Below are 21582 nucleotides of genomic sequence, written 5' to 3' on the forward strand. Positions count from 1 at the left end.
TAGTTTATAGTGTCGTTATATTGTAACAAGCTAAACGCTTATTTTTATTTATCTTACAGGCGTCAACATGACCTTATTGCTTATTTGTGCAGCCTTAGGTGCAAGTGCTATTGATTTAAAACACATGATCCCATCCCATCAACAAGATTTAGTCACTGTTCATTCCTTAGGATCGCCTGAAACGGGCACAGAGCATTTGATGTTTATCAAAAAGTCGATACCTTTAATGGTTAATTACCAAAAAACTGAACGCATTTATGTACTCAGCGGTCATGGCACGGTGACTGTCGATGGTTCATCACTTTCGGTAAAACAAGGTGATTACATTTCGGTGCCAACTTCAGAGTTAGATGTATTGCTTGGTTTTGACCAAGATGTCAAAGTGTTATCTGTATTAGGTTAAAAAATTAGATAATAAAGGAAGAACGCCATGGAGAGATTTTCGATTAAACAACCGCTGATTTTAGGGGCGTTATTGGCTATTGGTTTGAGTTCATTAGGCTGGCAAATCAAAACGGGTTTACTTGAGTACAAAGCGATGGAGCGTACCGTTTTAGTCAAAGGGCTTGCTGAACAAGAAGTACTCGCCGACACCGTTATTTGGCCAATTCAATTTAGCGACACAGGCAATGATTTAGCTGAGCTTATTGAACAGGTTCAATCCAAAAATGAAGCGATTAATGCATTTTTGGCTCTACATGGCTTTGATCCAAATGACGTGTCGTTAGGGGCGTTGGCGGTGATTGATAAGTTGGCCGATCAATATAGTAATAATCAAGGCGTTCAATATCGTTATCTAGTTCGCTCAACCATCACGGTGCATAGCCAAGAGCCTGAAAAAGTAAATAATGCATTAAGTAAAATTAGCCAGCTAGCGAAGCAAAATATTGCGATAGCAGGACAAAATTACGAAAGCAGAGTGCAATATTCTTTTACCGGTTTAAATGATCTCAAACCACAGATGATCCAAACGGCGACCGAGCAAGCACGCGAAGTTGCCGAGAAATTTGCAAATGACTCGAAATCGAAATTAGGTAAAATAAAATCTGCGCGACAAGGGCAATTTAGCATATCAGATCGCGATTCCAATACCCCACACATTAAACACGTGCGTGTAGTTTCAACCGTCGAATATTACTTATCAGATTAATGGGCTAATCAGCGATGCTTCATATTACCAATGGCGATAATGCGAATTTATACCTTAAAAGAATCGGTATTCAAGGTGAGTTTCAGGCTTGGCAAGATGCTTTACATGAAGGGCAAATTACGGCTCATACTGACTTAAAAGACATCAGCGAAATACGCGGTCATTTTTTGGCTGAATATTTTTGTATTGATTTAAAAATTGTACAAGAAAAATTCGCTGAGCGTGATGATACACTGCTTCAATTACCTGAGCATGAAGCTATCACGCTATGGCTGACTCCAGAACTATTTGATGCCTTAATAGGGTTGCAGTTTTTAGCTTGGTACCGAGCAACGGGTCGACCATTAAACCAGCTTTTTATCGTGATGCTTCCGGAGTATTTGCCGCCTCACGATTTAAATCCAGAACAAATATCACAACATTATCAAAGTCGTTTTAATCCCAGCGCTGAGTTTATTCAATTAGCTGAACAAGTGTGGTTAGGGCTGGTGACTTCTCTGAGTATGCTCGAGCATACATTGACACTTGATTTTAAGTTTTGGCCAAATCTTAAACCTGCGATGATACGTTACTTAGAAGAGAAGCGTTTGAATCATGGTTATAATCGGACTCAATGGCAAATTATAGAAGCCCTCGCGAATGGGCCTTTATCATTGGCGCAATTATTTGGTGCGAATCAAAACCAAGAAGAAGTGATATTTATGGGCGATCTCAGCTTTTGGTGTTTACTTGAACAAATGCGCGATATTATTAATATCGATACTGATGAATGTATTTTGCATCAAGATATTGAGTTTTATCACGGACATCGGTGCGAGCTTAACTCCAAAGGTTGCTCTTTGTTATAAATCACTAGATATACATGTTGATTTTAGTCAATAACAGTTTTTTATACTGGCATTGAAAGGGGAATATATTTAACAATTAATCTATACAAAACCCATGGCACAAAACTTTGCGATAGCTTGTTGCCTATTCGTGCTATTAGTTTTTCGAATGCAATTAGCAATATGATAATTAACTGTTCGGTCTGTGATGGTTAATATTTGGCTTATTTCCCACGATGTTTTTCCTTCAGTTGCCCATTTTAAGCACTCAATCTCCCGTTTCGTGAATTTTATTTCATTTGCTTTACCTTTTTTACTTCTTTTAAATGCATCATACATATATTGAACACGGACAATAGATTTAAAATACTCGTCTTTTAGTGTTTTTTCATCTTTTGTTCTTAATATTAAGCAGCCATATTCATATGCTGAACCTTTAAAAGGAATGAGTAATGTGTCGCTAAAAATATAAAAAGCTTTTTTCTTTTTTAAATCTTTTAATTGGTAGTAATTACTTATTTCGTTGATTCTAATTGGTTTGAAATCTGATTGACAATAAGATTTAATTAACTGACTTTCTATGATTAATTGAGAAAGTGCACTGCCTAGAGTTCCATATATATTTACAGAATCTTTCTCTGGTAGATCGACAGAAAAAACACAGAGTGCGTAACTGATAGCGTTTAAATTTTTTGCTATGCACTTTATTTCACATTCTAACTCAGCTAGCGAATTCACTATTTCGAGTTTTCTTGTTGAGCCTTTTAGGTTATTAGTTGTTACTTCAGAGAGCACTTAGTTCACCATTAATTTAAATAAAGTTGCAAGTAATAAAAGCTAAAAATGAAAGTTAACATATTAATTTAGAATTTTAGCGAATTAATAGCATGTATGAATAGCTATTTTTAATGGTTGCATAGGATGGTTTTTGGATTTAATAAAATTAATTATTGATGTTAATGCCAATTTAATTATTAAGTTGGGACTGTGATTAATAGTTGAAGATTTCTTATTGTAAATACTGGTTTTGTTTATTTTTATATAAATTTCAATTTCAATTTCGGATTTGTGACCGTTTGATGTCAATTTTAAGTCAGTTTGGTAATCTGATTTTTTTACTTTAAAGTTACTAATTAGAGATTTTTTAGTTGTTTTTCTTTTAAACAAGTACGAACTTATTGCTGGTTTTAAACTGTTTAATTTGACTCGTGCCCACGCCGTATTAATCATTTCAATTAATCTAATAAAAACTTCTTATAAATAATGATAACAAGAATTATTAGTGATTCATAGTGCCTTTTATGGGTACTGGTATATTTATCAGGTTTAATTGTTTTTAAAATTTTCATCCCAGAGAATCATATCGAGCTTTCATGTCGGTTTAATGAAGATTAAATCATCTTTGGGCTTAAGAACCTTTGTACATTGAATTTATGAAAATATTTATCTGATTACTGAGGGATTTAAATATATGTAATCAGGTAGGTGCTTTATAGGTTTGAGTTGTAACAAGTATTTGTCAAGGGAACGTTAATTTAAACAATACACTTAAAATTTAAGAGATTAGATAAATATCATGACATCAACAATCAAAAAATCGAAACTAGCATTAGCATTGACTGCTGCTGCTTTTTCAGCATTTGCAACCGCTGCGCCATTAGATCAATCAGAAAAAGATGTTCAAGGCTTTTTCTCTGTCGATACTCAGCAAGCATATAATTTATATGCTGATTCTGCTGATCAAAACTTAGTTTGGTATGTTCCTAAAGTAGGCCAAATTGCTTTGTCGGGAGCCAGCACTTCCGCCCCTAAACCTCGTTTTTCAGTTTATTCTCGCGCACCTTGGACGGGTATTTTTGCAGGCCAAAATTTAGTTCATTTTGGTGGTGCATTTAATACCTCAGGTGACCGTGGTGCGCTTTTAAAGCTAGAAAGTGAAGCACAAGCTCAAGGATTTCGAGTCGCTCCAGCTCAAGCTGCAAAAGTAACAACTAAGTTTTTATTAACTGATTTGGTTGTTGGTAATGATGGTCGAATTGACACTCATTGTGATACTGAAGAGTGGACAGGCCCTAATGGCACTGTGCTTATTCCGGTATGTAAGGCATTAAATAACCAAGGAGAGTGGGTTAATACTGACTTCCTGTCGAAATTTAGAGCTGCGACCCCACGAGGGAATAGCACTGTATCGACTTATATCCCATTCCAAGCGACCAGCATGCCTGATTGGGATTTCACGATTCAAGAGTGGATGGAAACGGGCTCAAACTGGGATGCGAATATTCAAGCTGTAGCTGAGTGGGAACTGACCACAGTCAAAAAAGTGCGTGTAGCAAGAATCAATATTGATTGGTCACGTACTTTTGAGCAAGCGAGCACTTTTTTTGCAATTCATAATAATGCTTGCTTAGAAGTTGAAATTGGGACTTTCTTCAAGCGTTTACTTGATAACCAAAATGGTGAATCGGGTATTACAGTTGAGTATTTACAAGCAGATGGTTCATATGCCAAAGAACCAACTTCTGAAGAGCACTTCATTCAAACAGTTGAAGCAGTTCGCAAAGAAATGCGTGATGAATTGTTTAATGAGATGCGTGATTATGGCCAATCTCAAATTGGTGATGTGAATAGAGAAGCCACAGCCATGTACACCTTAAGAGCTAATTATGAAAAATTAGTATTTAAACGTAACGAAACTCGTTACGTATCTTGGAATCCAGGTTCAAGTGTGACTAATGCCGCTACAAATATGAATATTCAATGTGTTCGTGGTGGATTTGGTACGCAAGTAACTTGGGATATGGATGATGCTGCGTGTAGAAATATCGCGGGTCAATAATTATCCACAGTACATATTGAGCTTGAAACCCAGTTAAGGTTTCAAGCTTTATGGCCTTATTTATCAGCTCCAAGTAGGAAGAAAAATGAATACAAAAATAGTATTGAGCACGCTACTTTTTAGTGGTTTAACATGTATCAACGTTGGTGCGACGACATTAGATGAAATAGATTTTGCCAGCGCAATCGAAACGCAAGACTTACTGTATGCGCCAATAAAAGGTACAACCTCCAATCGTGGTGCCTTTTGGTATAAAGATATACAACAAAAAGTAGTGGGACCTTCTAGCGCCGGTTGGGGAATAAAACGAATTACGGTTAGAGCTTTTCCACAAAGCCATAATAATAATGTCTATACTGATTTTGTTTCTGCTAATAGCATCCTTGATATTCGACAAAACATTTTACCAACAGACGCTATTTTATGTGAAGCAACAGACGCATTGGTCAATAAATTGAAGGATTATGGAATTTATTACAACCTTCAATCTAATACAGGGAATTACCCGAGCGTCTGTTCTTTACAGTTAAAATATCAAACTAGTAATGAACAACAAGAAGCTGAGATAGTTGATTTTATTAATCAAAATAAAGTCATCAATGTTAGTTACAATATTTTAAGTTCAGCGACACCTGCTGTTTATATGGATGCACCTGCTATTGTGTCTGCATTAGTGGATGACTCCATCTTGGTGCTGGATGTGCCAAAAGAGCGCTATACAGGCGATGCATACAAGGTGCTTTTTCAAAGTGCTCAATATGCGAGCTCATTGTTTCGAAGTGATAAAACCAATGGTGAGCAGCTTGAATATACTGATTGGAAACGCTTCATCGATTTACATGAGTTTTCGACTTCAGCCACATTATTACTTGATAAAAGCAAGGTGGAACAGCAGGTTGAAGTGACTGTCCCAGGTAGTCAAGAGCAAATTTTGAGTGTGAACTTTTAAGTTGATTCGTTACTTAATACTGATTTGGGCTCTACTTTTGCTTTCACTTTCTTATGAGAGCCAAGCCGAAGTAGACACCTTAATTAGTGAGTGCCAAGGATGTCATACCGACAACCGTATCGTGGTCGAAGAGCGCTTTTCTAATGGGTTTGGTAAATGGACAGATGCGCAATGTTTTGGTTGTCATCAAGAAATTACCCAGATTGCGGTTAAGTTTAATTCAGGAGAAAAAGATAAACGCTATTTTAGCTTGCCTGTTAGTGACACTAAATTGAAGCTAATCGGCCATCATGCTTTATCTTATTTAAATGCGCCTCTTAACCCAGTGAGACATTCCGCCAAACGAGAGCGATTTGATCGTGTTTCTTTGGAAGGTTTTTTGAAAAGACCGTTCGGCAAGTGTGATCAGTCTGGAAGTTGCCAAGCACCAACGATGATGGCATACCCAAAATTATCAAAGCAAAGCTTAGAGCATTTCGCTCAATGGCTAGCCCCATCAACAAAAAGTAGCAGTAATAATGTAACTCCATCAGATGATGCCACTGCTACTTTAGTTGGCGAGACTGTTTTTGAAAGAAAATGCGCAGCGTGTCATAGAGATAGTGTTGTGAGTGGTTACAACACTGTCGGGCTTAGCTTATTTTCGGAGCGGTGGTTATTTAAGTATGCCAATAAATTGTCAACTACTGATACGCCCGAACGTAATATGCCAACTGTTGCAATAACTAAAGCTGAAGCTACGCAATTGGCTGCTTTTTTTAATATTGAGCGCGCCAATCAAGAGCGTCAACTAGATAATTCACTCCGCGATATTCCCACTATTTTTAAACAAGATGAGAGTTCCCCACTTTCAAAGGGAGAGCGTTTTTATCTTTGGAAACGACTGTGGCGAGATAATAGCTGCGTTCATTGTCATGGTATTGAAGGGCGAGCAAATCGTGCTTTTGATACCTCTGAAGCTGGTATTACTCGTTGGGTAACCACCAATGACCCGTTTGATTTATATGCTCGGTTAGTGACTCGGAAAAAAGAATCTCAATTTGGGATTGGAGCTAAGCGCCCTGGCATGCCAATGACCAAACCCCCAGTCCCCATGGAAGTGACTTCTTTAATTAGCCGTTGGATAAAAAATGGCTGTGTTGATTTACACAACGAAGTGCTTTGCAAAAATAATAAATTGAATAATAAGAAGGTTAAATGAAAGTCATGTATTTCAAGCTGCAGCTGATATGCGCCATTGTATTGTGCTTAATCGTTAGCAATCAGAGCAGTGCAACTCCAGTATCGCCTGAAGTTGATAATATCGCCAGCCGATTTAGCGTTGATATCCAAAGAGAATTTCATTTATTCTCTGATTCGTTAAATCGCCGAACCGTGTGGTATATCCCTAAAGTTGGCGGCATTAAAAGGGTCGGTAATAGTCCGGCGTTTTCAGTGTTTGCAACCACCATCGAAACAGGCCCTTTTTCTGGTGAAAGTGCGGTGAATTTTGAAGGAAAGTTTAATGCATTGAGTCGCACTTCTTTGATTGCAAGATTAAATGCAGAAGCGTCAAGCAAAGGTTTGTTGATTAAACCGGCTGAGATATCAGCCGCGGATACTCGTGTATTATTGGCAGGTTTTCAGTTAGATAATGACGGACAACTAAAAACCACTTGTGACATTGAAATATGGCAAAGCCCAAATGGGCCAATTCAAATCCCTGTTTGTAAGGCTTTGGACGATCAAGGAAACTGGCAAGAAGTTGACTTTTTATCTTCATTTTTAGCCATGTTGCCCATCGCAGGGAGTATCAATCAAGATATTCCATTTAAGGGGCAAACACTTCCTGGTTGGGATATGGCTATTTCAGATTTATTGGTGACAGGTTCTAGTTGGGATGCTGAAATCCAATTATTAACAGATTGGAAATTGAAAACGAATACTCAACTTAGAGATGCGCGCGTTACTGTAAAATGGCGTGATTTAGTTAAGTATATGATTACAAAAATGATAGAGAATCGTTATTGGTCAATTACTAAAAGTAAACTAGATAGAATATTAACCCAAGCCATAAATAACCGCAGTGGTATCTCAGTACTGTATTTCCATAGTAATGGCTTAACTTCACAATCACCGCAAGACGCGAGTCAAAAAAATAGAATAAAAAACAACTTATTACATGTATTAAGAAAAGAGTTATTCATCCCTGTTTTTAGCCCGCGAAATGTGCTGACTAATTTAGTGTCAAAACCGGATCCGATTAACCCACACTTACCTTACACAACACCTAGTTTTGAAGAGGTGGAAAGAAAGTGGCGTAAAAACTCTGATCATGTTTACGAAAGAGTTGTTCAACCAGTTTACAGTATCAATGTCAATAAGGCTTCAGCTTATTACCCGCCTCCTCAGTGCCCATACACCAGCGCTGTTAATTCGACAAGAGCTTACCAATGTCATGATCCTGAGCCTTGTTTATATTCAGCTAGAGGTGAGTGTTACCCACCACCACCTCCAATTTGGGAAGCGCGATATATCTTAAAATCAAATTATTGGCGATTGTTAAGCAAGCCATCATCTAGCTTTAATGTTTACTTGAACGGAATAGAGATGCTCAATGCTTCAACTTATATGACCATTGACTGTATTGAAGGGGATATTGATGTGCCGCTCAGGTATGTCGCTAATTGCCAATAACGATTTCATGAAACAAAAAAACCAGTCATAACAATGACTGGTTTTTTATTAGCTTAAGCTTTGTTTGTATTGAATTAAGCTTTTCCGGCTGAAGCGATATACTCATCAACATAACGTTCTAAAACATTAAGTGGAAGCGGTCCATTTTTTAGTACAACATCATGGAATTGGCGAATATCAAACTTATCACCCAACTGCTTTTTAGCATGTTCGCGTAGCTCTTGAATTTTCAGCATACCGATTTTATAAGCCGTTGCTTGTGATGGCATGACAACATGACGCTCAACCATTTTGACACCGTCAGACGTCGCATTCGGCGTGTTGTTTACATAGTAATCAATCCCTTCTTGGCGAGTCCATTTCATCGCGTGAATACCTGTGTCGACGACTAAGCGACAGGCGCGCCAGAGTTCCATCGCGAGGCGACCAAAATCAGAGTACGGATCTGCATATAAGCCCATCTCTTTTGGAACAAGTTCAGAGTATAAACCCCAACCTTCAACATAGGCTGTGTAACCACCAAACTTACGGAATTTTGGAATACCCTCTAACTCTTGCGCAATCGCAATTTGCATATGGTGGCCTGGCACACCTTCATGATAAGCCAGTGCTTCTAACTGATAAGTTGGCATTGCTTCCATGTCATACAAGTTCGCATAGTAAATGCCTGGACGCGAACCATCTGGCGCTGGTTGTTGATAAAACGCTTTACCGGCGGCTTTTTCACGGAATGCTTCAACGGCTTTAACTTGTAAATCCGCTTTAGGTTTGATGATAAATAACTCGTCTAAACGTGCTTTCATATCGTCAATGACTTTAACAGCTTCATCTAAATACGCTTGCTTACCTTCTGCGGTATTGGGGTAATAGAATTGCTTGTCAGTTTTCATGAATTCCATAAAAGCAGCTAAGTCACCTTTAAAGCCAACTTTTTCTTTTATTTCACGCATTTCATCATGAATACGGGCTACTTCACTTAAACCAATCGCGTGGATTTCTTTCGCGGTAAGAGCGGTTGTAGTGGTACGGGCTAGGGCGTTGTTATAAAACGCTTCGCCATCAGGGAATTTCCACGCACCATCACGTTCATCAGCGCGTTTTTCAAGTTGCTCTAAGTAGCTAATTAACTTGCTATAAGCCGGTTTGATCGCCACTTTAAGGCTTTGTGTAGCTTCACTGATTAAAGCTTTTTTTTCTGACTCTTCAATGTCGAGTGCTGTCACTTTTCGAGTAAAGTCAGCAAGAAGTGTAGAATCTTCACCTTGTTCAAATGGTGCACCTTTAATGATGTTTTTACTTGAATCAATTACATGAGGAAAGACAAACTTTGGAGCGATAATGCCTTTTTGCGCACGGACTTCGAGGTCTTTTTCAAGCTGCTCAAATACAGTCGGCACACCATTTAGACGAGAAATATAAGCTTTTGCATCGGCTACGTCGCTGATCTGGTGTTGGTTAATCAAAAATGCCGGTACCATAGAATGTGTGCCGAACATTTGATTCACTGGATAGTTATGATAACGCCATTTGAAATCCGCGATGTTCTCTTCTAACCCTTGTTTGAATAGGTCATAACTGGTTTGTGTAATAGGATCCAGTTGATCGCGATTAATGGTCATTAAAGTGGCTAAATCTTTCTTGGTCAGTGCTAAGTCTTCAAGGGCACGCTCTTCTGAACCATCATCCCATTTATCGTAATCTTGTTTAATGCCCATGTATGTTTGATAGACAGGGCTTCGCATGACGCCGCGCATGAAGACTTCTTCAAAAAATGCATTCGCTTTTTCGACTTCGCTGGCCACAACTTGAACTTGAGCGGGCGCAGGTGTGCTTTGTGCGTTTGGCGCTTGTTGGCAGCCAGCCAAAAGAGCAGCACTAATAGTGGCTGCTATGAGAGTCATTTTACGCATCATTTATTACCTTTTTGATTTTTGATAATGGATTGTAGTGTATTTGGCTCTTTGCCTTAAGAGCCATTTTGTAACAATTTTTTAACTTTAGGTTAGACAAACAATTCTAACAAGTTGTTGAGATATCGGTGCCCTTTTACGGTTACTTGCCATTGTTGCGCGGTATGCTGCAGTAATCCCTGTTTTATAGCGTGTTCAAATGCAGCTTCAACTTGGTGCAGAGGCAATCCCGTCAATTCATGAAAAGCTGTTTTGTCACAGGCTTCAAATAGACGTAAGCGATTCATAAAAAATTCAAATGCTAAATCTGAATGTTCAACTTGCCAACGTTTATAAATATAGGGTTTGGTTAAATCCATATACCCTTTGGGGTGCTTCACTTTTTCTGTGCGAATTAAGCATTCTTTTTCGGGTAAAGTGATTTTACCATGCGCGCCGCAGCCTATACCTAAATAGTCACCAAAGCGCCAATAATTGAGGTTGTGCTGACATTGGTAGCCGGGCTGGCTATAGCCTGAAATTTCATATTGTTCATACCCAGCTTTGGCAAGCATAGCCTGACCTTGTTCCTGAATGTCCCATAAAATGTCATCTTCGGGCAAAGTTGGGGGTTTAGAGTGAAATTGCGTATTGGGCTCAATAGTCAGTTGATACCACGAAATGTGTTTGGGCTTTAACTCGATAATCGTTTTTAAATCATTCAAGGCATCATCAAGACTTTGTCCAGGTAAACCGTGCATTAAATCAAGGTTAAAGCTGTTAAGCCCCGCTAAGTGAGCATGCTCTGCAGCTTTGATGGCTTCGTTGGCATCATGGATTCGGCCCAGAGCTTTGAGCTTGTCATTTTGCATGCTCTGAACACCAATCGAGATTCGATTGACGCCAGCACGCACATAACCTTCAAAGCGCCCTGCTTCGACGGTGCCAGGGTTAGCTTCGAGCGTGATTTCGATGTTTTCAGTGAAGGGTATTGCTTGCTCAATGCCAGCGAGTAAATCATGAATAGCTTGCTCAGACATTAAGCTAGGAGTGCCGCCGCCAATAAATATAGAGTGAAGTTTTCGCCCTTGTACAAAGTGTAAATCTTGATGTAAATCATCTAATAAATGCTGAACATAGGCGGTTTCTGGTATCTCACCTTTTTGGCCGTGGCTGTTGAAGTCACAGTACGGGCATTTTTGCACGCACCACGGAATATGAACATATAAGCTCAGAGGGGGTAAAATCACAGTTGAGCCTGCAAATGAGTGAGAAGTTGTTGTAATGCTTGGCCACGGTGGCTAATTGCGTTTTTATCCGCTTTTGAAAGCTCTGCAGAGGTCGTGTTTAAGTTTGGAATATAAAAGACCGGATCATAGCCAAACCCAGCGTCACCCACTGGTTGTTCGGTAATCATTCCTTCCCAGCTGGCTTGACATATCAGCGGCGTAGGATCATCAGCATGGCGCATCAAAACCAGTACACACCAAAAACGAGCGGTGCGTTTTTGCTTTGGTACGCCCTTTAACTCTGAGAGTAATTTGTCAATATTATCGCGATCACTGGCATTGTCACCGGCAAAGCGTGCCGAGTAAATACCCGGCGCACCGCGTAAGGCATCCACTTCTAGGCCTGAATCATCAGCGATAGCAGGTAAACCAGTAATTTTTGCGGCATGGCGTGCTTTGATGATCGCATTTTCAATAAAGGTAGTGCCAGTTTCGGCAACGTCAGGCACGCTGAATTCACTTTGTGCAATCACTTCGATTTTGAGATTATCCAGCATCGCCGCTAGCTCGTTCACTTTGCCTTGATTACCTGTTGCGAGTACTATTTTTTGCATGGGATTGACCCTAAATCATGAATGTGATGATCATACGTATCCCATTTAAAAAAGCCAGCGATAAACTGGGTTTGATTGAGGGAAATGCTCAAAAATGGACTTGTATGTAAAGGGTATTATAGTTACTGCCTCCTTTTATTCTGCCAAATTGTGAGGCCGACTCAAAAATAGCTGAGCGGTGATGGATACTGTAGCCGAGCCACGTTTTTTTCCATTGCGAAATATTAAATACATCGCCCAAATTTACATCAATTGTAAAGTCGAGATAATTTAATAGCTCACTAGGTCGATAGCCTTTTCGCTCCATTTCACTTCGTTCGATGTAAGTAATATCAGAGACATAGGATAGTCCTTCAGCAACGCCAAGGCGCCAGCGTACCGGCCAAGAAAAAGTGTAGTACGCTTTAATACCCAGTACGTACTCTTCAATGCGCTCCTGCACTTGAGATTCATGATGAAAAACAAATCCAGGGGTAAGGTAAACATCTAGGGGCATTCCCAGCACTTCGTCGGTTAAAGGCAACCCATAGAAAATAGATGTTAATTGATTATTATATTGGTCTTTAACTGTGTTACCACTGAGGATCTCGCCAATGTTTGATGGGGTAGCCCAGCCATGGGCTGCACGAATATAGCCAGATTGTCGCAAATGTTTTTTCTTTGTTTGAGTTTTATCATTGAACAGAGCGAAGCCCAAATAGGCCTCAGCTTGCCAATCTTTGTCGGTAGCACTGGCATGCTTGGCATTTTGATCGAGAGTATTGGCGCCTATTGAGCCCAGTAAATAAAAATTAGACCCTACATGGTAACGGCCTGTTAGTTTAGTATTAAACTCAATGCCAGCTCCGATAGATTCATTTGTTAAAAGCTCTAGGGCATAATAACGACTGTTAAATGCACTGGTTTTGAGCCTTGCGCCAATTTCAGGCATCCATTCCCAGCGGCCAGATTCATAGCGTTGCTTTGCTGTAAATTGACCATAAATATCGCCATTTAAATCACTTAATATTTCGCTATCAAGGTGGGTCTGAGCGTTTAGTTGATGGTGCCATTGCAGACCAATGTCGATAGTGTCTCCTTGGACTGCATTTTGATATTGAGCAGGAATATCAAAAAAGCGAAGCCTACCGATAACATTTATTTCGTTGTGAGAGTCTTGCCAAAAGTGCATTCCACCTTCGGTGCCTTTAATAAAAAAATGCTCGCCTTGATAAAACATCATAGGGACAAAGCTTGTGACAGTATCTGATTGAGTCGCAAATGGTATCTCAGCGTGCCGAACAAAAGCACCAAGCCCCCAATCTTGCTCTGTTGCCCAAAGCGCAGAGTGATAGCCAATAAGAATAATAAAAAGGTGTAAGCGAGTTAAAATAATACGCACGAGATAAGGTTCCAAACGAAAGAGGCTGCAATTTGCAGCCAAAAAGTAGCTTATTCTGGGTGGACTAGGTTTTCAAGGTCGCGGTCGAGTAAAGAGTCATCACCGACATTAAGGGCAATTAAGCGTTTTAGGTGGGTCGCGCTATCGATGTCTATTTGTTCACATTGCAAGCCTAAGTGATGCTGTGCTTCATGGCTCACATTCATATTCATTGTGATTTCGATATCCGTATCGGCCAAAGTGAAAGTGAGAAGCACATTTTTGACTTCACCATCACGCCAGTTATCGGGTTTATCAACTAATGCACCTTTTAGCGACAGGTCGATAAGCGTGCATGACCAGATGATGCCCATGTTCGATAGGAAAGCGGGCGTTGAAAAAATAATGCGAGTAAAGCGACGTCTATCTTCCATTATTAACACTCTTGTTTTAGTGGTTAATTTCTCTTAATTATTAACTCAATAATAGCAGTTATATTCGTTTTAACATCTTAGAGATTTAAAAACAAACTGAGTGAGATAGCGCTAGGGTGTTTTAAATTGCTTGAACAGAGATACAGGTGAAATTTGATTGAATAAATAGTAAAAACGCCCATAAAAGGGCGTTTTAGAGAGGGGGTTAACCAATGCGTTTATATTTAATTCGTTTTGGTTGAATTGACTCCGCACCGTATGTTTTCTTCATCCAATCTTCATATTCAGTAAAGTTACCTTCGAAGAAATTGACTTGGCCTTCATCACGGTAATCTAAAATATGCGTTGCGATGCGGTCTAAGAACCAACGGTCATGTGAGATACACATTACATTACCAGGGAATTCTAAAATCGCATTTTCAAGGGCACGTAATGTTTCAACATCAAGGTCATTGGTTGGCTCATCGAGTAAGATCATGTTGCCACCGGCTTTTAATAGCTTAGCTAAGTGTAAACGGTTACGCTCACCACCAGAGAGTTCTTTAACGAACTTTTGTTGATCATTGCCTTTAAAGTTAAAGCGGCTGACGTATGCACGGCTTGGAATTTCAAAATTACCAATTTTTAGCATATCCAGTCCATCAGAGACTTCGTTGAAAACGGTATTGTTTTCATTCATGTCATCACGGAACTGCTCGACTGTTGCAAGTTGGACTGTTTCACCTAAGACAATCTCACCGGCATCAGCTTGCTCTTGGCCACTTAACATTCTGAATAAAGTTGATTTACCAGCACCATTGGCACCGATGATCCCGACAATTGCACCTTTAGGAATAGAGAAGCTCAAGTCGTCAATTAAGACGCGATCGCCGTAGCTCTTACGTAAATTGGTAACGTCGAGTACTTTATCACCTAAGCGAGGACCAGGCGGAATGAACAGCTCGTTGGTTTCATTTCGTTTTTGGTAATCAGATTGCTGCATTTCAGTAAATTGAGCCATGCGCGCTTTTGATTTTGCTTGGCGGCCTTTAGGGTTTGAGCGCACCCATTCAAGCTCTTGCGCAATTGATTTTTGTCGAGCTTGCTCGGCTTTTTCTTCTTGCTTAAGACGTGCGTCTTTTTGCTCTAACCAAGAAGAGTAATTACCTTCCCACGGAATACCATGGCCACGGTCCAGCTCTAAAATCCAACCCGCTACATTATCAAGGAAATATCGGTCATGGGTAATGGCCACGACGGTACCTTCGTAATCATGTAAGAAACGCTCTAACCATGCGACAGACTCAGCATCTAAATGGTTGGTCGGTTCATCCAGTAAAAGCATATCTGGTTTTTCAAGCAATAAACGACAAATAGCAACACGGCGGCGCTCACCACCAGACAGAGTTGCGACTTTAGCGTCCCATTCAGGTAAGCGAAGTGCATCGGCAGCGCGCTCAAGTACGTTATCAATGTTATGACCATCATGAGCTTGAATAATGGCTTCGAGCTCACCTTGCTCTTTGGCTAATGCATCAAAATCAGCGCCGTCTAATGCATATTCGTTATACACTTCATCAAGGCGAGACAGGGCATTTTTAACTTCACTGACGGCTTCTTCAACCACTTCGCGCACTGTTTTTGATTCATCCAATACCGGCTCTTGCGGCAGGTAACCAATTTTAGTACCAGGCTGTGGACGTGCCTCACCTTCAAATTCTTTGTCTATGCCGGCCATAATGCGTAGCAGGGTTGATTTACCTGAACCATTTAAACCGAGTACGCCAATTTTGGCTCCAGGGAAAAAACATAAAGAAATATCTTTTAAAATTGTACGTTTCGGCGGCACAACTTTGCTCACCCGAGACATAGTATAAATATACTGAGCCATTAAAAAATCCACTTTTGAATGATGAAATTAGCGCTATTTTAGAAGAACCCGCAAGTTGGGGCAATGTTTGAAATGGAAATAGCTGTACTTGGGTGTGTTTAGTCATTTGATTTGTATTTTATGGGAGAGCTTTATCTGGATAGTCTGTTGTCGGTGAGATTAAAGATAGCGGCTACTCGCGTAATCAAAAGAGTTATTTATATCTTAAACATTAGGGAGTGTTATTCATCAATGGAATTGAATAGATCATTTCTTTTGCCATTGCTTGAGTCAACATGCTTCGCATTTTGTGTTTATTTTGTGTAAGTTACTTATTAAATGTATTGATCATCGTGCCCACATGTTCCGAATTATAAGTGTCATTAGTTTTTTACTCATTTTTTCAATTGAGCTAGCTGCTCAAGAGCGATTAAAAGTCGGTTTAGTGCTTGGCGGCGGAGGGGCAAAAGGCAGTGCCCATGTCGGTGTATTAAAAGAGCTAGAGCAGTTAAATATCCCGATTGATTACATAGCAGGAACCAGTATTGGGGCGTATGTTGGTGGTATGTATGCGTTAGGTTATAGCCCTGCTCAAATTGAGCAAGTGATGCTTGATTCAAATTGGGATGAAGGGTATTCAGATACGATTCCGCGTAACTCACTTAATGTTCGTAACAAACAACATCGTGATACCTATAACTTACCGCTGCGATTAGGCATTGAAGAGCAGCAATTAAAAATACCCAAAGGGTTACTTGCTGGGCAAAATGTTAATCGATTACTGAGAAGCTCAACTAATTTAGTCCGCTCATTTGATAGTTTCGATGATTTAGCCATTCCATTTCGAGCCATTGCTACTGATTTAGTCACCAGTCACGCAGTGATTATTTCATCAGGCAGTATTATTGATGCTATGCAGGCATCGGCCGCAGTACCGGGGGTTGTCCAACCCATCGAATTAGAGGGGAAAACGCTGGTGGATGGCGGGATTGCCAATAATTTACCTATCGATGTCGTTAAGGCGATGGGTGCCGATGTGGTAATTGCTGTCGATATTGGATCTTCACTGGCTCAAAAAGAGCATATTCAAAATTCTGTGGATGTGCTGATGCAGCTCTCCACGATTTTAACCCGCGCTTCTACAGAGCATCAGCTGCTAAAAATGACTCCTGAAGATATTTTAATTCGACCCGATGTGGGAGCATTGAGCACAACTGACTGGGCGGTTTTACCGCTAGCCCTTGAACGTGGTCAGCAAGCGGCTATAGAAAAAAAGTCACAGTTAAGTCAGTTAAGTATGGAGGAAGCACAATACCTTACCTTGAAACAGCAAGCTTTTGAGCGCAGCGAAGTGTGGTTTGCATCTATGAATCGTCCGTTGGTGGCGATTGAACTAAACAATCAATCGTCTGTGCATAATGATCTTATTTTGCGGGAATTTGCCATCAAACAAAGTGCATTAGTGACAGAGCGTGATGTCCAAGACGCCATTGATCGTGTGTATGGTTTAGATGCGTTTGAAACGGTTGATGCCACGTTTAAAGAAACGCCGACAGGGCGTATACTGTTGCTTAATACCCAAGCTAAGTCGTGGGGTCCAAACTTTCTTGATGTGGGCGCAAGTTACCAAGATGATTTTCAAAGTGACTCCGTACTCTCGTTAGATATTGCTTACACAAAAAGTGGCCTTAACCAGTTAGGTGCTCAGTGGCGAAATCAGCTTTCACTAGGCTACGAAAAGGCACTTAAATCTGAGTTTTATCAGCCATTGAATAGCACTGAAGATTTTTATGGTATTGCTTCAATTGGATATTTAAAAGAAGAGCGGCGGTTGAAAAACTCAGAAAGTATTTATGTTGATTTACAAAAAACGTCCCTGTTGGGGCAGGTAGCGGCAGGGTACTATTTCAATAATGACTGGGTTGTTGAAGTTGGTTTTGCTGCTGAGTCAGGGGAACTACGTAACCAAGATTGGGCGAAGCAGGTGTCTGATTATAATCAGCAAGGGTATTACCTCTCGCTTAATTTCGATGATTTAAATAGCATTAATTTTCCAACTGATGGCAATAAATTTGCATTCACTGTGCACCAACGCCAAGAAGAATATGATGATTACTTTGCTCCTATCGAAGACGCCGATTCATTACAATTAACAGTTGATTGGCGAGGCGCTATGACCCTTAATAATCATGCACTGGTCGGCGCAGCGTCTTTTTCAACAATAGATAAAAGGGGCGAGTTTACAGCCAATGTGACTGAGTTAGGTGGTTTTTTAAATTTGTCAGGCTACGGTAAAAATACGCTGATTGGTGCGCATAAAGCCTTTGCTGCTGTCATTTATCAATATGATGTAGGGCGCGATATATTGAATCTCAGCAATTACCCCTTGTATTCGGGATTAAGTGTTGAGGCTGGCAATGTCTGGTCGCTTGCTGAGCAAATTGATTTAGATGACTTGTTGCTGTCCGGGAGTGTTTACTTAGGAACAGATACCGGCGCAGGGCCAATTGCGTTGGGTGTTGGGTTTGCAAAGGGGGGTGAAACAAGTGTGTTTATTTCACTTGGAAAAAATTGGTGGTGATAAAATTTATTTATGGTTTATTGTAAGTGTATATTTATTATTTATGTAAATGATTAAAAAATATCATTATTAAAGCACTGTGAAAAAATTTCAATTGCTGTTTAAATATGCTCACCTTGTCAATGTAGGCAAATACGCTATTTGCGCGTACAATATCGCCTTCTTTGATCCTTTATTACGTTGCAACTAGGAGAACCCATGTTAGAACGCAGCATGAACATCGCAGATTTTGATCCAGAGTTATTTGAAGCTATTAATAAAGAAACTGCTCGCCAAGAAGAGCATATTGAACTGATCGCTTCAGAAAACTACTGTAGCCCACGCGTTTTAGAGGCTCAAGGCTCTCAACTTACTAACAAATATGCAGAAGGTTACCCTGGTAAGCGTTACTATGGTGGTTGTGAGCATGTTGACGTTGTTGAGCAGTTAGCGATTGATCGCGCAAATGAGTTATTTGGTACTGATTACGCAAACGTTCAGCCGCATGCTGGTTCTCAAGCAAATGCTGCAGTATTCCAAGCATTGTTACAGCCACACGATACCGTATTGGGTATGAGCTTAGCCCATGGCGGTCACTTAACTCATGGTTCTCATGTTAACTTTTCAGGTAAAACATACAATGCGATTCAGTATGGTTTAAATGAAGAAACAGGCGAAATCGATTACGCACAAGTTGAAGCGTTAGCGCTTGAGCACAAACCAAAAATGATTATTGCTGGTTTTTCTGCGTATTCAGGGATCGTTGATTGGGCTAAATTCCGCGAAATCGCTGATAAAGTCGATGCATATTTGTTTGTTGATATGGCTCACGTTGCAGGTCTGATTGCTGCGGGTGTATACCCAAGCCCAGTGCCACACGCACATGTTGTTTCAACAACAACTCATAAAACGTTAGCCGGCCCTCGTGGTGGTTTGATTATCTCTGCGTGTGGTGATCAAGAGATTTATAAAAAATTAAATAGTGCAGTGTTCCCTGGTGGCCAAGGTGGTCCTTTATGTCACATTATTGCAGCTAAAGCCGTCGCATTTAAAGAAGCGTTACAACCAGAGTTTAAAACGTATCAAGCTCAAGTTGTTAAAAATGCACAAGCTATGGTTGAAGTGTTGCAAGAGCGTGGTTACAAAGTGGTATCAGGCAAAACAGATAACCACCTATTTTTGCTTGATTTGATCGATAAAGACATCACAGGTAAAGATGCAGATGCAGCGTTAGGTAATGCAAACATTACTGTTAACAAAAATTCAGTGCCAAATGATCCACGTTCGCCATTTGTAACATCTGGTTTGCGTATTGGTTCACCTGCTATTACTCGTCGTGGTTTTAAAGAAGCAGAATCAAAAGAGCTAGCTGGCTGGATTTGTGATGTTCTTGACAACATTGAAGATGCGTCAGTTCAGGCACAAGTGAAAGAAAAAGTACAAGCAATTTGTAAGAAGTTACCTGTTTACGCATAATTGTTTCTTGCAAAATTAATTTAGCTCACAAGCTAACTATTTTTTGCTATGATAAGGCCGCTTTTTAAAGCGGCTTTTTTTATGTCAACGCCATGAAAGCACTTCGGTTTAGGTCTTGTGTTTCAATCTGCTTATTTGAACGGGAATTCAGAATGTATTGTCCATTTTGTTCTGCAAAAGATACGAAAGTCATCGACTCGCGATTGGTGGGTGGTGGCCATCAGGTGCGTCGACGTCGTGAGTGCATTGATTGTCATGAGCGATTTACTACATTTGAAGGGGCTGAATTGGTGATGCCTCGTGTTATTAAGCAAGATGGCAGCCGCGAACCTTTTAACGAAGATAAGTTGCTTAATGGCTTACATCGCGCCCTTGAAAAACGCCCTGTTAGTACAGAGCAAGTTGAAGAAGTCGTTCATCAAATTAAATCTCAACTTAGGGCAACGGGTGAGCGAGAAATATCCAGCCACATTGTCGGTGAATGTATTATGGAAGCACTGAAAAAGCTCGATAAAGTAGCGTATGTCCGATTTGCATCTGTTTATCGTTCCTTCGAAGATATTAAAGAATTTGGCGAAGAAATCGCCCGCTTAGGTGAATAACGTGAGCCAATTCACAGCCCAAGATCATCATTATATGACGCTGGCGATTAATCTTGCCGCCAATGGAATGTACACCACAACACCAAACCCCAATGTTGGCTGCGTGTTAGTCAACAATGGTGAAATTGTCGGCCAGGGGTACCATAAAAAAGCAGGCGAAGGCCATGCCGAAGTCAATGCCCTTGCCGAAGCACAAGATAAAGCTCAAGGGGCGGTTGCGTATGTGACTTTAGAGCCTTGCTCCCATACGGGGCGCACAGGTCCGTGCGCTGTTGCATTAGTCGAGGCGGGTGTGTCCAAAGTCATTGCAGCGATGGTCGACCCTAACCCTGCAGTCAGCGGTAAAGGGCTCGCTATTTTAAATCAAGCGGGCATAGAAACGGCGTTTGGTTTGATGCAAACGCAAGCAGAAGCGCTGAACCGTGGTTTTTTAAAACGAATGCGTACAGGCATGCCTTTTATTCAGTGCAAATTAGCCGCTAGTTTAGATGGTAAAACGGCATTAAAAAATGGTGCCAGCAAGTGGATTACCGGACCGCAAGCTCGGGCGCAGGTGCAAGACTATCGAGCAAAAAGTTGTGCGATTCTAACCGGTGCCGACACGATACTCGTTGATAATGCAAAGATGAATGTGCGCTATGCTGAGTTGCTCGAACCGCCTTTCCCTGCTGAGCAGTTACGACAACCAATCCGCGTTGTGGTTGACTCAAAACACCGCTTAACGCCTGATTTGGCTTTTTTTCAAATCAACAGTCCAATTATCATTCTGACCACAGAGCTTGAAAATAACCATCATTGGCCGCATTACGTTCAGCATCTGGTTGTCAAAGAGTTAAATGGATTTGTTGACTTGACGGATGCGTGTCAGCAACTTGGGAAATTAGGGGTGAATCAGCTTTGGTTAGAAGCAGGCCATACTTTGGCTGGTAAATTTGCCGAATTAGCCTTGGTTGATGAGTTTATTTTTTATCTTGCACCAAAATTAATAGGTGCCAGTGGACAAAGCCTTTTACAGCTTCCCGTGTTAGAATCTATGGATCAGGTTTATGATTTGGCCATTGATGAAGTGAGCCTTATAGACTCAGATCTTAAAATTATTGCGTCTCCAAAAAGAGTATGAAAGAACTA

Annotated in this window: 18 protein-coding genes; 11 read left to right on the plus strand and 7 right to left on the minus strand. The window is 40.5% G+C overall.

From position 1 onward, the window contains the following. The first annotated feature begins 67 nt into the window (after nucleotides 1-67). The 3 genes from PULV_RS17995 to PULV_RS18005 are packed head-to-tail and all read left to right on the plus strand — an operon-like array spanning nucleotide 68 to nucleotide 1998. The gene (locus tag PULV_RS17995) at nucleotides 68-403 is read left to right on the plus strand and encodes a cupin domain-containing protein (RefSeq protein ID WP_086744451.1); all 336 of its coding nucleotides are present in this window, start codon (nucleotides 68-70) and stop codon (nucleotides 401-403) included. Nucleotides 404-430: 27 nt separating this feature from the next. Further along, nucleotides 431-1150 (plus strand): SIMPL domain-containing protein, encoded by a 720-nt coding sequence (locus PULV_RS18000; RefSeq protein WP_086744452.1) that lies wholly within the window; start codon nucleotides 431-433, stop codon nucleotides 1148-1150. 14 nt (nucleotides 1151-1164) lie between these two features. Then, nucleotides 1165-1998 (plus strand): RNA polymerase subunit sigma-24, encoded by an 834-nt coding sequence (locus tag PULV_RS18005; RefSeq protein WP_193332428.1) that lies wholly within the window; start codon nucleotides 1165-1167, stop codon nucleotides 1996-1998. An 81-nt stretch (nucleotides 1999-2079) separates the two neighbouring features. Here PULV_RS18005 and PULV_RS22030 read toward each other — a convergent pair whose 3' ends face one another. After that, nucleotides 2080-2772: a helix-turn-helix transcriptional regulator gene (locus tag PULV_RS22030; protein WP_227009442.1), complete on the minus strand. Its 693-nt coding sequence runs from the start codon at nucleotides 2770-2772 to the stop codon at nucleotides 2080-2082. A gap of 781 nt (nucleotides 2773-3553) precedes the next feature. Here PULV_RS22030 and PULV_RS18015 point away from each other — a divergent pair. The 4 genes from PULV_RS18015 (at nucleotide 3554) to PULV_RS18030 (ending at nucleotide 8441) form a co-directional block, all read left to right on the plus strand. Continuing rightward, entirely contained in the window at nucleotides 3554-4816 is a 1263-nt protein-coding gene (locus PULV_RS18015) for a hypothetical protein (RefSeq protein WP_086744455.1), read from the plus strand. Nucleotides 4817-4901: 85 nt separating this feature from the next. After that, nucleotides 4902-5765 (plus strand): hypothetical protein, encoded by an 864-nt coding sequence (locus tag PULV_RS18020; protein ID WP_193332429.1) that lies wholly within the window; start codon nucleotides 4902-4904, stop codon nucleotides 5763-5765. Nucleotides 5766-5802: 37 nt separating this feature from the next. Further along, complete coding sequence (locus PULV_RS18025; protein WP_193332430.1) at nucleotides 5803-6966, plus strand: hypothetical protein; 1164 nt, start codon at nucleotides 5803-5805, stop codon at nucleotides 6964-6966. Then, entirely contained in the window at nucleotides 6963-8441 is a 1479-nt protein-coding gene (locus PULV_RS18030) for a hypothetical protein (protein WP_193332431.1), read from the plus strand. Before PULV_RS18025 ends, PULV_RS18030 begins: the two co-directional genes overlap by 4 nt. A 74-nt stretch (nucleotides 8442-8515) precedes the next feature. Here PULV_RS18030 and PULV_RS18035 read toward each other — a convergent pair whose 3' ends face one another. The 6 genes from PULV_RS18035 to ettA all read right to left on the minus strand — a co-directional run bounded on the left by PULV_RS18035 (nucleotide 8516) and on the right by ettA (nucleotide 15837). After that, entirely contained in the window at nucleotides 8516-10351 is a 1836-nt protein-coding gene (locus PULV_RS18035) for a DUF885 domain-containing protein (protein ID WP_193332446.1), read from the minus strand. A gap of 92 nt (nucleotides 10352-10443) precedes the next feature. Further along, nucleotides 10444-11580, minus strand: coding sequence for a radical SAM family heme chaperone HemW (hemW, locus tag PULV_RS18040; protein ID WP_193332432.1), 1137 nt, complete (start codon nucleotides 11578-11580; stop codon nucleotides 10444-10446). Continuing rightward, nucleotides 11577-12173, minus strand: a complete 597-nt coding sequence (locus PULV_RS18045) for an XTP/dITP diphosphatase (RefSeq protein ID WP_193332433.1) — start codon at nucleotides 12171-12173, stop codon at nucleotides 11577-11579. Before PULV_RS18045 ends, hemW begins: the two co-directional genes overlap by 4 nt. Nucleotides 12174-12261: 88 nt before the next feature. Continuing rightward, nucleotides 12262-13554, minus strand: a complete 1293-nt coding sequence (locus tag PULV_RS18050) for a MipA/OmpV family protein (RefSeq protein ID WP_193332434.1) — start codon at nucleotides 13552-13554, stop codon at nucleotides 12262-12264. A 50-nt stretch (nucleotides 13555-13604) separates the two neighbouring features. Then, nucleotides 13605-13967 (minus strand): PilZ domain-containing protein, encoded by a 363-nt coding sequence (locus tag PULV_RS18055; protein ID WP_086744461.1) that lies wholly within the window; start codon nucleotides 13965-13967, stop codon nucleotides 13605-13607. A 205-nt stretch (nucleotides 13968-14172) separates the two neighbouring features. Beyond that, nucleotides 14173-15837, minus strand: coding sequence for an energy-dependent translational throttle protein EttA (gene ettA / locus PULV_RS18060; protein ID WP_086744462.1), 1665 nt, complete (start codon nucleotides 15835-15837; stop codon nucleotides 14173-14175). Nucleotides 15838-16177: 340 nt separating this feature from the next. Between ettA and PULV_RS18065 the strand changes: the two genes are divergently transcribed. The 4 genes from PULV_RS18065 (at nucleotide 16178) to ribD (ending at nucleotide 21574) form a co-directional block, all read left to right on the plus strand. After that, on the plus strand, nucleotides 16178-18397 hold the full coding sequence (locus PULV_RS18065; RefSeq protein ID WP_086744507.1) for a patatin-like phospholipase family protein: 2220 nt from the start codon (nucleotides 16178-16180) through the stop codon (nucleotides 18395-18397). A gap of 198 nt (nucleotides 18398-18595) precedes the next feature. Further along, nucleotides 18596-19852, plus strand: coding sequence for a serine hydroxymethyltransferase (glyA, locus tag PULV_RS18070; RefSeq protein WP_086744463.1), 1257 nt, complete (start codon nucleotides 18596-18598; stop codon nucleotides 19850-19852). 152 nt (nucleotides 19853-20004) lie between these two features. Continuing rightward, entirely contained in the window at nucleotides 20005-20454 is a 450-nt protein-coding gene (gene nrdR, locus PULV_RS18075; protein WP_086744464.1) for a transcriptional regulator NrdR, read from the plus strand. After that, nucleotides 20447-21574 carry a bifunctional diaminohydroxyphosphoribosylaminopyrimidine deaminase/5-amino-6-(5-phosphoribosylamino)uracil reductase RibD gene (gene ribD, locus PULV_RS18080; RefSeq protein ID WP_405127504.1) on the plus strand — a complete coding sequence of 376 codons (1128 nt, stop codon included), beginning with the start codon at nucleotides 20447-20449 and terminating at the stop codon, nucleotides 21572-21574. Before nrdR ends, ribD begins: the two co-directional genes overlap by 8 nt. Nucleotides 21575-21582: the final 8 nt, after the last annotated feature.

Origin of the sequence: Pseudoalteromonas ulvae UL12 (assembly GCF_014925405.1) — a bacterium.
Lineage (GTDB): Bacteria > Pseudomonadota > Gammaproteobacteria > Enterobacterales > Alteromonadaceae > Pseudoalteromonas > Pseudoalteromonas ulvae.

Coding starts and splice junctions, on each gene's coding strand:
- PULV_RS17995 (WP_086744451.1), top strand. CDS start 68: ATGACCTTATTGCTTATTTGTGCAGCCTTAGGTGCAAGTGCTATTGAT.
- PULV_RS18045 (WP_193332433.1), bottom strand. CDS start 12,173: ATGCAAAAAATAGTACTCGCAACAGGTAATCAAGGCAAAGTGAACGAG.
- PULV_RS18015 (WP_086744455.1), top strand. CDS start 3,554: ATGACATCAACAATCAAAAAATCGAAACTAGCATTAGCATTGACTGCT.
- PULV_RS18020 (WP_193332429.1), top strand. CDS start 4,902: ATGAATACAAAAATAGTATTGAGCACGCTACTTTTTAGTGGTTTAACA.
- PULV_RS18030 (WP_193332431.1), top strand. CDS start 6,963: ATGAAAGTCATGTATTTCAAGCTGCAGCTGATATGCGCCATTGTATTG.
- ettA (WP_086744462.1), bottom strand. CDS start 15,837: ATGGCTCAGTATATTTATACTATGTCTCGGGTGAGCAAAGTTGTGCCG.
- PULV_RS18055 (WP_086744461.1), bottom strand. CDS start 13,967: ATGGAAGATAGACGTCGCTTTACTCGCATTATTTTTTCAACGCCCGCT.
- PULV_RS18000 (WP_086744452.1), top strand. CDS start 431: ATGGAGAGATTTTCGATTAAACAACCGCTGATTTTAGGGGCGTTATTG.
- nrdR (WP_086744464.1), top strand. CDS start 20,005: ATGTATTGTCCATTTTGTTCTGCAAAAGATACGAAAGTCATCGACTCG.
- PULV_RS18065 (WP_086744507.1), top strand. CDS start 16,178: ATGTTCCGAATTATAAGTGTCATTAGTTTTTTACTCATTTTTTCAATT.
- PULV_RS18005 (WP_193332428.1), top strand. CDS start 1,165: ATGCTTCATATTACCAATGGCGATAATGCGAATTTATACCTTAAAAGA.
- PULV_RS18035 (WP_193332446.1), bottom strand. CDS start 10,351: ATGCGTAAAATGACTCTCATAGCAGCCACTATTAGTGCTGCTCTTTTG.
- glyA (WP_086744463.1), top strand. CDS start 18,596: ATGTTAGAACGCAGCATGAACATCGCAGATTTTGATCCAGAGTTATTT.